Below are 15,360 nucleotides of genomic sequence, written 5' to 3' on the forward strand. Positions count from 1 at the left end.
TTGGCTGGTGTTCACAATTCTCTGTGGGAGCGAGCCTGCTCGCGATGAGGCTGCGCCACGGTCCTAGAGCGAAGCCAACTCGGTTTCAGCTTCCCCAACCTTCGCCACCCTCAACCCGCGCATCTGCTCGCACCCCCACAACACCCGCTCCGGTGTCGCCGGGGCGTCGATTTTCGGTTGGTGCTGGTAATCCCCCAGGCTCGCCACGGCGTCCTTGATCGCGCACCACGCGGCGATGCCAAGCATGAACGGCGGTTCGCCCACGGCCTTGGAGTGGAACACCGTGTCTTCGGGGTTCTTGCGGTTTTCCACCAGCTTGACCCGCAGATCCAGTGGCATGTCGGCCACGGCGGGAATCTTGTAGCTGGCCGGACCGTTGGTCATCAGCTTGCCCTTGTCGTTCCACACCAGCTCTTCCATGGTCAGCCAGCCCATGCCCTGGATGAAGCCGCCCTCGACCTGGCCGATGTCGATGGCCGGGTTCAGCGAGGCGCCGACGTCGTGGAGGATGTCGGTGCGCAGCATCTTGTACTCGCCGGTGAGGGTGTCGACGATCACTTCGGCACAGGCCGCGCCAAAGGCGTAGTAATAGAACGGCCGGCCACGGGCCTGGCTGCGGTCGTAGTAGATTTTCGGGGTCTTGTAGAAACCGGTGCTCGACAACGAGACCTGGGCGAAATACGCCTGCTGCACCAGCGCCTCGAACGTCAGGATGTGATCGCGCACCCGCACATGGCCGTTGTGGAATTCCACGTCTTCTTCGCTGACCTTGTATTGCCGCGCGGCGAACTCCACCAGGCGCCGCTTGATGGTTTCGGCGGCATTCTGCGCGGCCTTGCCGTTCAGGTCGGCGCCACTGGATGCGGCGGTGGGCGAGGTGTTTGGCACCTTGTCGGTGTTGGTCGCGGTGATCTGCACTCGGTCCATTTCCACCTGGAATACCTCGGCCACCACTTGCGCGACCTTGGTGTTCAGGCCCTGGCCCATTTCCGTGCCGCCATGGTTCAGGTGGATGCTGCCGTCGGTGTAGACGTGGATCAAGGCACCTGCCTGGTTGAGGAAACTGGCGGTGAACGAAATACCGAATTTTACCGGGGTCAGCGCCAAGCCTTTTTTCAGCACAGGGCTGTTGGCGTTGTAGCGACGGATCGCTTCGCGGCGTTCGGCGTACTGGCTGCTTTGCTCAAGTTCGGCGGTCATTTCCTCGAGCATGTTGTGCTCGACGGTCTGGTAGTAGTGAGTGACGTTGCGCTCGGTCTTGCCGTAGTAGTTGGCCTTGCGCACCGCCAGCGGATCGAGACCCAGGTGCCGGGCGATGGCGTCCATCACCTCTTCGATGGCAACCATGCCTTGCGGCCCGCCGAAACCCCGGTAGGCGGTGTTCGACGCGGTATTGGTCTTGCAACGGTGGCCGTTGATGGTCGCGTCGCCCAGGTAATAGGCGTTGTCGGCATGGAACATCGCCCGGTCGACAATCGACGCCGACAGGTCCGGCGAGCAACCGCAGTTGCCGGCCAGTTCCAGGGCGATGCCGTGCAGGCGCCCGGTGCTGTCGAAGCCCACGTCGTATTCGATGTAGAACGGGTGGCGCTTGCCGGTCATCAGCATGTCTTCCACACGCGGCAGGCGCATCTTGGTCGGCTGGCCGGTGAGGTGGGCGATGACCGCGCACAGGCATGCCGGGCTGGCGGCCTGGGTTTCCTTGCCGCCAAAGCCGCCGCCCATGCGGCGCATGTCCACCACGACTTTGTTCATCGACACGCCCAGTACCTCGGCCACCAGCTTCTGCACCTCGGTGGGATTCTGTGTCGAGCAGTAGACGAGCATGCCGCCGTCTTCGGTGGGCATCACCGAGGAAATCTGGGTTTCCAGGTAAAAGTGTTCCTGGCCGCCGATGTGCAGCGAGCCTTGGATACGGTGCTCGGCGCTTGCCAGGGCCGTGGCCGAATCACCCCGTTGGTGGGTGTGGCTGTCGAGCACGAAGTGTCGTTTGCGCAAGGCTTCGACTACGTCGAGCACGGGTTCCAGGTCTTCGTATTCGACGATGGCCGCCATCGCGGCCTTGCGCGCGGTTTCCAGATCCTTGGCGGCGACGGCCAGCACCGGTTGGCCGACGAACTGCACGTCATCGATGGCCAGCAGCGGATCGCCGGGCAGCAACGGGCCGATGTCCTTCAGGCCCGGAATGTCTGCGTGGGTGATGGCGATGCGCACGCCTTCGAAGGCGTAGCAGGGCGCAGTGTCGATGCGCAGGATCCGGGCGTGAGCGCGGTCCGACAGCCGGGCATAGACGTGCAACTGGTTGGGGAATTCCAGGCGGTCATCGATGTACTGCGCCTCGCCGGACACATGCTTGGCGGCGCTGTCATGCTTGACGCTGCGGCCCACGCCGGTGCTCAGGTCGCGGGCGAACAGCTCGGCCAGTTCGGCTTGGGTCTTTTCTACGGCGTGATGGTTAGACATAAGCGGTCACCCGAGTCTCGATGTGCGGCGTTTGCAGTTCGATGAAGTACTTGCGCAACAGATTGCGGGCGCTGAGCAGGCGGTATTCCTTGCTGGCGCGGAAATCCGACAGTGGTGTGAAATCCTCGGCCAGGGCCGCGCAGGCGCGCTCGACCGTGCTGTCGTTCCACTGGGCGCCGATCAAGGCGGCTTCACAATGCGTGGCGCGCTTGGGTGTCGCGGCCATCCCGCCGAAGGCCACGCGGGCGTCGCGGACCACGCCGTTGTCGATGCGCAGGTTGAACGCCGCGCACACGGCGGAAATGTCATCATCCAGGCGCTTGGATACCTTGTAGGCGCGGAACGCCTGTTCGGCACTGGCCCGGGGCACGATGATCTTTTCGATGAATTCGCTTTCCTGGCGGGCGGTGACCCGGTAATCGATGAAATAGTCTTCCAGGGCCAGGGTGCGACGGGTCTGGCCTTTGCACAACACGATCTGCGCGCCGAGGGCGATCAGCAGGGGCGGCGAGTCGCCAATCGGCGAGGCGTTGCCGATGTTGCCGCCCAGGGTGCCCTGGTTGCGGATTTGCAGCGAGGCGAAGCGCTGCAGCAGTTCGCCGAAGTCCGGGTATTCGGCTTTCAAGGCCTCGTAGCAATCGGAAAGCGGAGTGGCGGCGCCGATCTCCAGGCGATCGTCGAAACGCTCGATGCGCTTGAGTTCAGCGACGTTGCCTACGTAGATCATCACCGGCAGGGTCCGGTGGAACTGCGTGACTTCCAGGGCCAGGTCGGTACCACCGGCCAACAGCCGTGCCTGGGGGTAAGCGTCGTAGAGATCGGCCAGGTCGGCCACGGTCAGCGGCACCAGGCAGCGCTTGTCGCCGCTATTGAGCTCGCCGGTCTCGGTCGGGGCGATGGCTTTGAGACGGGCGATGGTCTCGGTTTCACGGGCGTCGAACTGGTCCGCTGGCTTGCCGCAGCAGGCCTGCTCGGCGGCGGCCAGGATCGGCCGGTAGCCGGTGCAACGACAGAGGTTGCCGGCCAGGGCTTCGTGAGCCTTGTGGGCATCGGGTTGTTCGCTGTTTTTTTGCAGGGCGAACAGCGACATGACGAAGCCCGGTGTGCAGAAGCCGCATTGCGAGCCGTGGCAATCGACCATCGCCTGCTGGACGCTGTGCAATTGGCCCTGGTGCTTGAGGTCTTCGACGCTGATCAGTTGCTTGCCGTGCAAGGACGAGACGAAAGTCAGGCACGAATTGAGGCTGCGATAGCGAATGCGCGCCTGGCCTTTTTCGTCCGTGTGCAATTCGCCCACCACCACAGTGCACGCGCCACAGTCGCCGCTGGCGCAGCCTTCCTTGGTGCCTGGTTTACCAACGTGTTCGCGCAAATAGTTGAGCACGGTCAGGTTCGGGTCCAGGGCGTGCTCGCTACGGAGTTCCTGGTTGAGTAAAAACTGGATCACGGAAGGCCTCGCAGACTCATTATTGTTGTACCGACTGGGCCTGAATTTATCAGGTCTGACTTTTCGGTCAACGATTTTCTGACTTAAAGGTCAGGAAAGTTCATTTGGTCGATGAACAGCGCTCTATGGATACTGTAGAACCCTGTGGGAGCCGAGCTTGCTCGCGATGACGGCGGTACATTCAGTATGGATGCAAGCTGACAGGCCGCTATCGTCGGAACGCCGCCCGGAGCAAGCTCGCTCCCACAGGTTCTTCCACAGGTTCTGTTTCAGGATGAGGCTCAAACTTTTTGCTTGAATCGTGCCAAAAACCCGGTGCAGGCCCTGCGCCATGACGTGTCGAGTGCGCTACACTGCGCCGCTTGTGCAGATCGAAGAGTTTGAAGGACAACCATGACGTTCAAGGCCCCGGACAGCCTCGCCGAGCAAATCGCCCATCACCTCGCCGAACGCATCATTCGCGGCGAAATGAAACCGGGAGAGCGCATCCAGGAGCAGAAGGTCACGCTGGCGCTCAACGTCAGCCGCGGCTCGGTCCGCGAGGCCTTGCTGATCCTGGAGCGACGCCATTTGATCGCGATCCTGCCGCGCCGTGGCGCCCACGTCACCGAGCTCACCGAACACAAGGTGCGCAGCCTCTGCGCGTTGATGAGCGAGCTGTACATCCTGCTGGGCAACGCCGTGGCCCATGGTTGGAAAGAACAAGCCGACATGGCGCCGTTCGTGGCGATCCAGCAGCGTCTCAACGAGGCCTACGCGCGTCAGGACATCCGCACCTTCGTCGATGAAAGCTTCAGCGTGATGCGCGCCGCCTATCCCTTTGCCAACAACCCGTACCTGCAGGAAACCGTCGAGAACCTGCAGCCGGCCATGAGCCGTGCCTATTTCCTGGCTCTGGAGCAGCGCAAGGCGGAAATGAGCGAGTTCCTCGACCTGTTCCAGCGCCTGCTTGCCGCCGTGCTGGCCCGTGATTTGCCGCAGATCCGCATCGTGCTCACGGCCTACGCCCAGCGCAGCTGCGATCTGGTGGTTTCTGCCCTGACGGCGGCCTGACGTGCGGCTCAAGTGCATCAAGCTGGCGGGGTTCAAATCCTTCGTCGACCCGACCACGGTGAACTTCCCCAGTAACATGGCGGCGGTGGTCGGGCCCAATGGGTGCGGCAAGTCGAACATCATCGACGCCGTGCGTTGGGTGATGGGCGAGAGCTCGGCCAAGAACCTGCGCGGCGAGTCGATGACCGACGTCATCTTCAACGGCTCCACCAGCCGCAAGCCGGTGAGCCAGGCCAGCATCGAGCTGGTGTTCGACAACTCCGACAGCACCCTGGTGGGCGAGTACGCGGCCTATGCGGAAATCTCCATTCGTCGCAAAGTGACCCGCGACAGCCAGAACAGTTATTTCCTCAACGGTGCCAAGTGCCGACGTCGCGACATCACCGATATTTTCCTCGGCACCGGCCTGGGCCCGCGCAGCTACTCGATCATCGAACAGGGCATGATCTCCAAGCTGATCGAGGCCAAGCCCGAGGACCTGCGCAACTTCATCGAAGAAGCCGCCGGCATCTCCAAATACAAGGAGCGCCGCCGCGAGACTGAAAACCGTATTCGTCGCACCCACGAAAACCTCGCGCGCCTGACCGACCTGCGCGAAGAGCTCGAGCGCCAGTTGGAGCGTCTGCACCGTCAGGCCGAGGCGGCCAAGAAGTATCAGGAGTACAAGGGCGAGGAGCGCCAGCTCAAGGCGCAGCTCTCGGCCCTGCGTTGGCAGGCGTTGAATGAGCAGGTCGGCCAGCGTGAGGCGATCATCGGCAACCAGGAGGTCAGCTTCGAAGCGCTGGTGGCTGAGCAGCGTAACGCCGATGCCGCCATCGAGCGCCTGCGTGACGGGCACCATGACCTGTCCGAACGCTTCAATCTGGTGCAGGGGCGCTTCTATTCCGTGGGCGGCGACATCGCCCGGGTCGAGCAGAGCATCCAGCATGGCCAGCAACGGCTGCGGCAGTTGCAGGATGATTTGAAGGAAGCCGAGCGGGCGCGTCTGGAGACCGAATCGCACCTGGGCCACGACCGTACGCTGCTGCTGACCCTTGGCGAGGAACTGGACCGGCTCACACCGGAACAGGAAATCACCAGTGCCGCCGCTGAAGAGGCTGCCGCGGCCCTGGAAGAAGCTGAGCTGAGCATGCACGGCTGGCAAGAACAATGGGACAGCTTCAACCTGACCTCGGCCGAGCCGCGTCGTCAGGCTGAAGTCCAGCAGTCGCGTATCCAGCAGTTGGAAACCAGCATGGAGCGCCTGGCCGAACGTCAGCGTCGCCTGGCCGAAGAACGCGCCTTGCTCGCGGCGGACCCGGAAGACGCCGCGATTCTGGATCTGAGCGAGCAACTGGCGACCAGCGAAGCCACCCTCGAAGACTTGCAGGCCAGTGAGGATGCCCAGGTCGAACGGCTTGAGCAGCTTCGCCAGGCCTTGCAACTGGCCTTGCAGAACCAACAACAGGCCCAGGGCGAATTGCAGCGGCTCAACGGGCGCCTGGCCTCGCTGGAGGCCTTGCAACAAGCCGCGTTGGACCCGGGCACCGGCACCGCCGAATGGCTGCGCGACCAGCACCTGGCCGAACGTCCGCGACTGGCCGAAGGTTTGAAGGTCGATGCCGGTTGGGAACTGGCGGTGGAAACCGTGCTGGGCGCCGACTTGCAAGCGGTGCTGGTGGATGACTTTGGCGGCTTCGACCTGTCAGGTTTCACCCAGGGCGATCTGCGTCTGCTCAGCCCGGCTGGCGACGGGGTACGAATCCCCGGCAGTCTGCTGGACAAGGTCGAGGCCCAGGTCGATCTGTCACCGTGGTTGGGGCAGGTCAAGCCGGTGGACAGTCTTGAACAGGCCTTGGCCTTGCGCGGGCAACTGGCCGTTGGTGAAAGCCTGATCAGCCGCGACGGGTACTGGGTTGGCCGGCATTTCCTGCGGGTGCGCCGGGCCAGCGAAGCCGAGAGCGGCATGCTCGCCCGCGGCCAGGAAATCCAACACCTGAGTGCCGAGCGCGAAGAGCGCGAGGCCAGCGTCGAAGCCCTGGAAACCGAATTGCAGAACCTGCGGGCGCAACAGCGTCAACAGGAGAACGGCCGCGAACACTTGCGGCGGCTGTTGCAGGACGAAGCGCGCCAGCAAGGCGAGCTCAAGGCGCAGTTGTCGGCTGGCAAGGCCAAGGTCGAACAGCTGGCGCTGCGCCGCACCCGTCTCGAAGAAGAAATTGCCGAGTTGGGCGAGCAGCGGGCGCTGGAACACGAACAGATCGGCGAGGCGCGCCTGCAATTGCAGGAAGCCCTCGATGCCATGGCCCTGGACACCGAACAACGCGAACTGCTGCTGGCCCAGCGCGACAGCCTGCGCGAACGCCTTGACCGGGTACGTCAGGAAGCACGCCAGCACAAGGATCATGCCCATCAGTTGGCGGTGCGCCTGGGCTCGCTCAAGGCCCAGCACGATTCCACGCGCCAGGCTTTGGAGCGGCTGGAAATGCAGTCCGAGCGTCTTACTGAAAAGCGCGAGCAGTTGAGCCTCAATCTGGAAGAGGGCGAAGCGCCGCTGGAAGAGCTGCGTCTCAAGCTCGAAGAGTTGCTCGACAAACGCATGAGCGTCGACGAGGAGCTCAAGACGGCGCAGATCGCTCTGGAGGACGCCGACCGCGAACTGCGCGACGCCGAGAAGCGCCGCAGCCAGGCCGAGCAGCAATCGCAACTGATCCGCGGCCAGATGGAGCAGCAGCGCATGGAATGGCAGGCGCTGACGGTGCGGCGCAAAGCCTTGCAGGACCAATTGCTGGAAGACGGCTACGACCTTGATGGCGTACTCGCCACCCTGGTGGCCGGGGCGAACGAAAAGGAAGCCGAGGAGGAACTGGAGCGCATTGCCCAGCGCATCCAGCGCCTGGGGGCGATCAACCTGGCGGCCATCGACGAATACCAGCAACAGTCCGAGCGCAAGCGCTACCTGGATGCCCAGAACGACGATCTGGTGGAAGCGCTGGAGACCCTGGAAAACGTCATTCGCAAGATCGACAAGGAAACCCGCAACCGCTTCAAGGATACCTTTGATCAGATCAACGGCGGTTTGCAGGCACTTTTCCCAAAAGTTTTCGGTGGAGGCAGCGCCTACTTGGAACTGACGGGCGAAGATTTACTCGATACAGGGGTGACCATCATGGCGCGTCCTCCTGGCAAGAAGAACAGCACCATCCATTTGCTCTCCGGTGGCGAGAAGGCGCTGACCGCATTGGCCCTGGTATTTGCCATCTTCAAATTGAACCCGGCGCCGTTCTGCATGCTCGACGAAGTCGATGCACCGTTGGATGACGCTAACGTAGGCCGTTACGCACGGCTGGTGAAGGAGATGTCCGAAACGGTGCAATTCATCTACATCACCCACAACAAGATCGCCATGGAAATGGCCGATCAGCTGATGGGTGTGACGATGCATGAGCCAGGCTGTTCGCGGCTGGTGGCGGTGGATGTGGAGGAGGCCATGGCAATGGTGGATGCCTGAAGCGCGGGCTGTAGGGCATTTACCGGGAACGATGTAGGTATTTTTTACCCTTGTGCCTGTTGTTCAATTCACAGTTTGGGCACGAGCCTGTGCGACAGACGGTGTAAAGTTATCTTTGGTCGTGCTAGTTTAATGTCAATTTTTCGTGTGCGTGGGCAAAACGCCATTCAGAACATAGAGTTGGCGCCACGTTTTAAAGCGGTTTGCAAATAGCTAAACCCCTTATTTTTCAGCATTTTTATAGAGGCACGGGATTACATGGAAATCGGTCTGCGCGAGTGGCTGATCGTCATCGGCATCATTGTCATTGCCGGTATTCTTTTCGACGGCTGGCGTCGCATGCGCGGCGGCAAGGGGAAACTGAAGTTTCGCCTGGATCGCAGCCTGTCGAACCTGCCCGATGAGGATGACAACGCCGAGCTGCTGGGCCCGCCCCGGGTGCTGGACACCCACAAGGAGCCACAGCTGGACGAGCACGACCTGCCGTCGATGAGCGCGCCTGCACGTGAGCCGCGGGAGTCGGGTTCCAAGCGCGGCAAGCGCAACAGCGAGCCGTCCCAGGGGGATTTGAACCTGAATCTCGACCTGGATGGTGGCCCGAGCTTCAGCAGTCGCGACAACGATTTCCCGGACGAGAACAAGGCATCGAGCGCCGACAAAGACCAGGCCCAGGCTGAGGAAGTGCTGGTGATCAGCGTGATCTGCCGCGACCCGGCTGGCTTCAAGGGGCCGGCGTTGTTGCAGAACATCCTGGAAAGTGGCTTGCGTTTCGGCGAGATGGACATTTTCCACCGTCACGAGAGCATGGCCGGCAATGGCGAGGTGTTGTTCTCCATGGCCAACGCGGTCAAGCCAGGCGTGTTCGACCTGGACGACATCGACCATTTCAGTACCCCAGCCGTCAGCTTCTTCCTCGGCCTGCCAGGCCCACGTCATCCCAAGCAAGCCTTCGACGTGATGGTGGCCGCGGCGCGCAAGCTGTCCCAGGAGCTCAATGGCGAGTTGAAGGACGACCAGCGCAGCGTGCTGACCGCCCAGACCATCGAACACTACCGCCAGCGTATCGTCGAATTCGAGCGCCGGGCGCTGACCCAGAAGCGCTAAAGTCGGCGAATTTTTCTGGCTGAAGGGCTTTTGTGGCGAGGGGATTTATCCCCGCTGGGCTGCGCAGCGGCCCTAAATCCTGGCGCCTTGGCCTTATCAGCTAGTTGAGTCGTTAGCTTTGGGACTGCTTCGCAGCCCAGCGGGGATAAATCCCCTCGCCACAGGTTGTATGTTCGGCGGGCTCAGGTCCGACTGCCGATGATTTCAAGAGATTGAGCAGCCTCGGCTGCTCTTTTGCTTTATGAGAGAACACCCATGAATGCCGTTGAAACCCGCATCCAACAGCTGCGCACCGAGCTGGACCAGCACAACTATCGCTATCACGTCCTCGATGAGCCGAGCATCCCGGACGCCGAGTACGACCGCTTGTTCCACGAGCTCAAGGCTTTGGAGGAGCAGCATCCGGAGCTGGTGACAAGCGATTCCCCGACGCAGCGGGTCGGCAGCGTGGCGCTGTCGGCCTTCAGCCAGGTCCGTCACGAGATCCCGATGCTCAGCCTGGGCAACGCCTTCGACGAAACCACCATGCGCGAGTTCGACCGCAGGGTGACCGAAGGTCTCGACCTGCCCATGGGCGACTTGCTGGGCGGCGGCGCGGCGGTGGAATACAGCTGCGAGCCGAAGCTCGATGGCCTGGCGGTCAGCCTGCTGTACCAGGATGGCATGCTGGTGCGCGGTGCCACGCGCGGTGACGGCACTACCGGCGAAGACATCAGCGTCAACGTGCGCACCGTGCGCAACATCCCCCTCAAGTTACAGGGCAGCGGCTGGCCGCCTCTGCTGGAAGTGCGCGGCGAAGTGTATATGTCCAAGGCCGGCTTCGAGCGCCTCAACGCCACGCAACTGGAGGCGGGCGGCAAGACCTTCGCCAACCCGCGCAACGCGGCGGCCGGCAGCCTGCGCCAGCTGGATTCGAGGATCACCGCCAACCGCCCGCTGGAATTCTGCTGCTACGGCATCGGCCAGGTGACCGCGGACATTGCCGATACCCACATCGGCAATCTCAAGCAGCTCAAGGCCTGGGGCCTGCCCATCAGTCGCGAACTGAAACTCGCCCATGGCATCGACGAATGCCTGGATTACTACCGCGACATTGGCGAACGGCGCAACGCGTTGCCTTATGAAATCGATGGCGTGGTGTTCAAGGTCAACAGCATCGCCTCCCAGCGCGAACTGGGTTTTCGCGCCCGGGAGCCGCGCTGGGCCATCGCCCATAAATTCCCGGCTTCTGAAGAGCTCACCGAGCTGTTGGACGTCGAGTTCCAGGTCGGTCGCACTGGCGCCGTGACACCTGTGGCGCGGCTCAAGCCGGTCAAGGTGGCAGGCGTGACCGTGGCCAACGCCACCCTGCACAACATGGACGAAGTGGCGCGCCTGGGCCTGATGATCGGCGACACCGTGATCATCCGTCGTGCCGGGGACGTGATCCCGCAAGTGGTGCAAGTGGTCACCGAACGTCGCCCGGAAAACGCCCGTCCCGTTGAAATTCCCCAGCAATGTCCAGTCTGCGGCTCCCATGTCGAGCGCACGCAACTGATCAAGCGCAGCAAGGGTCGTGAAACCATCAGCGAAGGCGCGGTGTACCGTTGCGTCGGTCGCCTGGCCTGCGGCGCGCAGCTCAAGCAGGCGATCATTCACTTCGTGTCGCGCCGGGCCATGGACATCGAGGGGCTGGGTGAAAAGAGCGTGGAGCAGTTGGTGGACGAGGGGCTGGTGGGTTCGCCTGCCGATCTGTATGCCCTGACTTTCGAGCAGGTGGTCGACCTGGAAGGCTTCGCCGAACTGTCGAGCAAAAACCTGCTGGCGGCCATCGTCGACAGCAAGAAGCCAAGCCTGGCGCGGTTCATCTACGCCCTCGGCATCCCCGACGTGGGCGAGGAGACCGCCAAGGTCCTGGCCCGCTCCCTCGGTTCGCTGGAGCGCGTGCAGGCGGCCTTGCCTCAGGTGCTCACCTACTTGCCCGACGTCGGCCTGGAAGTGGCCCACGAGATCCACAGCTTCTTCGAAGACCCGCACAATCGCGAGGTGATCAAGGATCTGCTACGCCATGGTCTCGATATCCAGGATCAGGGCGAGTTGGGCGCCGAATTCTCCGCCAGCACCACCCTGGGCGGCTTTCTAGACAAACTGCACATTCCCTCGGTCGGGCCGGGCGGGGCACAGAAACTGGCGGACAAGTTCGGTTCACTCGAAGCCGTGATGAACGCCGACTGGCTGGACATGCGCCAGGCCCTGCCGGAAAAACAGGCCAACGCCGTACGCGAGTTCTTCGCTGTCGCCGCCAATCGCCAGCAGGCCCAAGCTGCGGAACAACAGCTGCGGGACTTCGGCATGCATTGGCAGAGCGAGAAGAAAGTCGTCGAAGGCTTGCCCGAGGCGGGGCATACCTGGGTGTTGACCGGGTCGTTGGAGCTGATGAGCCGCGATGTTGCCAAGGACAAGCTGGAAAGCCTGGGGGCCAAGGTCGCCGGTTCCGTGTCGGCGAAAACCCATTGCGTGGTAGCCGGGCCGGGGGCGGGGTCGAAGCTGACCAAGGCCAATGAGCTGGGGCTCAAGGTGCTCGACGAAGAGGCGTTTGTCGCTTTCTTGAGTAAGCATGGCATCACGGTTTAACCGTGAGCGCTCCTTCGGGCAATACTCTGGTTTTTTGTGGCGAGGGAGCTTGCTCCCGCTCGGCAGCACCGGTCAGGCAATGCATGGGAACGATCGTGGGCAGAGGATGATCTAGTCTTGCAGGCTCCAGGGAGAGATCGCCATGTACCGCTTCTTCGAACAACTGACCTCACGCATTGCCGCGCCTTTCATGGGTGATCGTTCGCGCAATAGCAAAATCTGGTCGTGTCGCTGCGGCCAGTCGCTGTTTTTTCGCAACAGCCAATGCCTGGCTTGCCTGGCGGCGCTGGGCTATCAGCCTGAACAAAGTCGCCTGTCGTCCTTGCAACCGGGCGAGCACCCCGACACCTGGACGCTGGACGCCGACCCGCAAGCCGGGCTGTTCCGCCGCTGCGCCAACCTCGACACCCCGGCGGCGTGCAACTGGCTGTTGCCAGCCAATGGACATGATGCCTTGTGCATTGCCTGCAGCCTGAATCGCACCATCCCCGATTTGTCGATCCCGGAAAACCCCGAGCGCTGGCGCAAGGTCGAAACCGCCAAGCGCCGGTTGGTGGCGCAACTGATCACCCTTGGCTTGCCGGTGATCCCGAAAACCGTCGATGAACATATCGGCCTGGCTTTCGATTTCATTGGCGTCGATCCCGATGGCACGCCTCCGACCACAGGTCACGCCAGCGGACTGGTCACCCTCGATATCAAAGAAGCCGACGATGCCCATCGCGAGTACGTGCGCCAGCAGATGCGCGAACCGTATCGCACCTTGCTCGGACATTTCCGGCATGAGGTGGGGCACTACTACTGGGATCGGCTGATCGCCAACACTCACTGGCTCGAGGCGTTTCGTGAGCTGTTCGGCGATGAGCGCGCCAGTTATTCCGCAGCCTTGGAGCGGCATTATCAGCAGGGAGCGCCGCTGGACTGGCAAACCCATTACGTCAGCGCCTACGCCACCATGCATCCCTGGGAAGACTGGGCGGAAACCTGGGCTCACTATCTGCACATGATGGATGCGGTGGACACGGCGCTGGGTTTTGGCATGAGTGCTCGGGAAATGGATATCGACTACCAGCCTTTTCCGCCCGAGACCTTGTACGACCCCGAGCACGCTGGGGGGACGGCCTTCCTGTCATTCGTCAACGCCTGGATCGAGCTGGCTGGCATGCTCAACGAACTGTCCCGCAGCATGGGCCAGCCGGATTTCTATCCGTTCGTCGTACCCGCCGCCGTCATCACCAAGCTGCATTTCATCCATCTGGTTATTCAGGAGGAGGGTGGTCGGGCGGATGAGGTGCTTATGTAACTTTGTTTTCGCACTAAGTTTGCCTGCCTCGTTGGGAGGCTAGGCAGCGTTAAAGTAATGCTATTTGTTTTGATGGTGGTTTTATATTCAAGTTTTCCTTTACCCTAAGGCCGCCATGGATGATGGCTATATTTATTATGGATAATACGATGAAACATGATGAAGCAGATAAAGCGACAACCATTCCCAATGCGCCTCGGAGACTTTCCCAGGCCGGACAGAGCCAATACACCATTATATTAGCCTGGCAAATTTCGGATAATGTCCGGCCCGATCAGATTGCGGGGCACACGTTTAAAGTAACAGCGGTGGCAACTGGACAGCCGCAGTTCGTTCCCGCAACCCAAGTGAAACCGGACGGACGCGGCTGGTACCGGCATGAGATAGGCGTCAGTGGGGGATCCCGGCCTGTTTATTTCAATGTTCAAGTTCGGGCTCAAGCTTCCAATGGTGAGTATGGGCCGTTCTGTCCAGTGGTGGTTTGTAATACGTCGTCATGACCGGCCATTTAATATCGACAATGATGCAATGTTTGTAGTTGTTCGTAAGTATTGGTTAAAAGATTCAATCGATTAAAGCTTTACCGCAGTTTTTCTGTGGGAGCGAGCCTGCTCGCGATGACGGAGTTCATTCAACATCAATGCAAGCTGATCCACCGCTATCGCGAGCAGGCTCGCTCCCACAAGGGAACTGGGCAGAGCGCTGGATCTGTGAACACTCATGTGGGAGCGAGCTTGCTCACGATGGCGGCAGGTTAGCTTGCCTTCCTGTCGGATGTGCCGACGCCATAGCAAGCACCCCACAGCAAGTGCTTGAACATCTTCAGTTTTTTTATCTGGTACGAACGGTTGTAACTTCTCGTCAGATAGGTACAATGGCGCGGCTCGCCGTCAGGCGGGCATCGTTATGGTGACCCCATCGGTCCCCCCGCAACGATTACCCGTGAACCTGGTCAGATCCGGAAGGAAGCAGCCACAGCGGGAACATTGTGTGCCGGGGTGTGGCTGGTGGGGTTGCCTCCATAACGCCCAAGCCTTCGTTCGCAAGGTTTGCCAAATTCAGAATTTCCTTTCATTTTGCTGATCGATATCGATCGGTGCTTTCTGCTGTCCGGTTTTTGGCCGGGCAGGGCAATCGAGCGTCGATAAGGAGGGCGGCCCTGTGCACCGGCAGGACGGGCCCCTACAGTCAGTACTGAGCTTTCACATACTCATTAATCGGCTCTTGTAAAAGATCCTGTGGATGATCCCCGCCGAAAGTCGCCCACTTGCTTTTACCGGACAGGATCGCAGACCCCAGCGGCTGTGCTCCAGTCGAGCCATAAATGGCGAGCTTCACTTCAATCTTGTCGGGGAGGCCCGACCATTCTGTGGCGCGTTCTTCCCAATGGAGGATTTCCGGGATGACGTAGTAGCCCGAAGGGTTGTTCTGCCTCAGGCAGTTCAATTCATGGCACGTGCCCGTTACCGTCACACGGTTGGTGTAATAAGAGAATGCCGTCTTGATGGCGGCAGCTGTCATATCTCCGGAGGCAGTATAGGGTGTCGTTTCGTAGCGGCCGTCAACTGGTGTGGCGATGGTGACTGGCATTTGCCGATCAAGTTTTCCAGGGTTGGGGAATACTTCTTGTTGCGCGTATTTGGCGGTGCAGCCGGTGGCGAGTATCGAAACAAGAATGATCGAAAGTTTATGCACGGTGTCCCCTGGGATTTTATTGTGTAGACGAGTCGTAGGCGTCATAGGGACGCAGGAATCAGCGCGTTGATAGTCCGGGTTCGTGGTGGACGATGTCAACGTGACATTATGTCTTGCGTCGCCCTCGGAATTGGGCAAGCGAGCAAAGAGAAGCCTGGCCTGTCTCGCATTGACAGGCCAGGCTTCTCTTTC

At 61.1% G+C, this 15,360-nt stretch carries 9 protein-coding genes and 1 other RNA gene; 7 read left to right on the forward strand and 3 right to left on the reverse strand.

The genetic code is table 11. The features are described 5' to 3' along the window. Window positions 1-63: 63 nt before the first annotated feature. Both xdhB and xdhA read right to left on the reverse strand, forming a co-directional pair. Window positions 64-2,463: a xanthine dehydrogenase molybdopterin binding subunit gene (gene xdhB, locus PBDP_RS09225; protein WP_212802129.1), complete on the reverse strand. Its 2,400-nt coding sequence runs from the start codon at window positions 2,461-2,463 to the stop codon at window positions 64-66. After that, a complete protein-coding gene (gene xdhA, locus PBDP_RS09230; RefSeq protein WP_212802130.1) occupies window positions 2,456-3,910 on the reverse strand; it encodes a xanthine dehydrogenase small subunit in 1,455 nt (484 codons plus the stop codon). The genes xdhB and xdhA overlap by 8 nt, the downstream gene beginning before the upstream one ends. A 393-nt stretch (window positions 3,911-4,303) precedes the next feature. On the opposite strand from xdhA, the gene PBDP_RS09235 reads away from it, so the two are divergent. The 7 genes from PBDP_RS09235 (at window position 4,304) to ffs (ending at window position 14,486) form a co-directional block, all read left to right on the forward strand. Next, entirely contained in the window at window positions 4,304-4,963 is a 660-nt protein-coding gene (locus PBDP_RS09235; protein WP_109751544.1) for a GntR family transcriptional regulator, read from the forward strand. Window position 4,964: 1 nt separating this feature from the next. Further along, window positions 4,965-8,453, forward strand: a complete 3,489-nt coding sequence (gene smc, locus PBDP_RS09240; RefSeq protein ID WP_109751545.1) for a chromosome segregation protein SMC — start codon at window positions 4,965-4,967, stop codon at window positions 8,451-8,453. Between the two features lie 258 nt (window positions 8,454-8,711). Further along, the gene (gene zipA / locus PBDP_RS09245) at window positions 8,712-9,557 is read left to right on the forward strand and encodes a cell division protein ZipA (protein ID WP_109751546.1); all 846 of its coding nucleotides are present in this window, start codon (window positions 8,712-8,714) and stop codon (window positions 9,555-9,557) included. 255 nt (window positions 9,558-9,812) lie between these two features. Further along, window positions 9,813-12,170 (forward strand): NAD-dependent DNA ligase LigA, encoded by a 2,358-nt coding sequence (gene ligA / locus PBDP_RS09250; protein WP_212802131.1) that lies wholly within the window; start codon window positions 9,813-9,815, stop codon window positions 12,168-12,170. Between the two features lie 142 nt (window positions 12,171-12,312). Then, window positions 12,313-13,473, forward strand: a complete 1,161-nt coding sequence (locus PBDP_RS09255) for a zinc-binding metallopeptidase family protein (RefSeq protein ID WP_212802132.1) — start codon at window positions 12,313-12,315, stop codon at window positions 13,471-13,473. A 149-nt stretch (window positions 13,474-13,622) separates the two neighbouring features. Beyond that, complete coding sequence (locus PBDP_RS09260; protein ID WP_212802133.1) at window positions 13,623-13,973, forward strand: hypothetical protein; 351 nt, start codon at window positions 13,623-13,625, stop codon at window positions 13,971-13,973. Between the two features lie 416 nt (window positions 13,974-14,389). After that, an RNA gene (ffs, locus tag PBDP_RS09265) (signal recognition particle sRNA small type) lies at window positions 14,390-14,486 on the forward strand. Between the two features lie 175 nt (window positions 14,487-14,661). Here the strand turns inward: ffs and PBDP_RS09270 are convergent. Then, window positions 14,662-15,168 carry a DUF4823 domain-containing protein gene (locus tag PBDP_RS09270; RefSeq protein ID WP_109751840.1) on the reverse strand — a complete coding sequence of 169 codons (507 nt, stop codon included), beginning with the start codon at window positions 15,166-15,168 and terminating at the stop codon, window positions 14,662-14,664. Between the last annotated feature and the right edge of the window lie 192 nt (window positions 15,169-15,360).

The organism is Pseudomonas sp. St290 (genome assembly GCF_018325805.1).
Taxonomy (GTDB): Bacteria; Pseudomonadota; Gammaproteobacteria; order Pseudomonadales; family Pseudomonadaceae; genus Aquipseudomonas; species Aquipseudomonas bijieensis.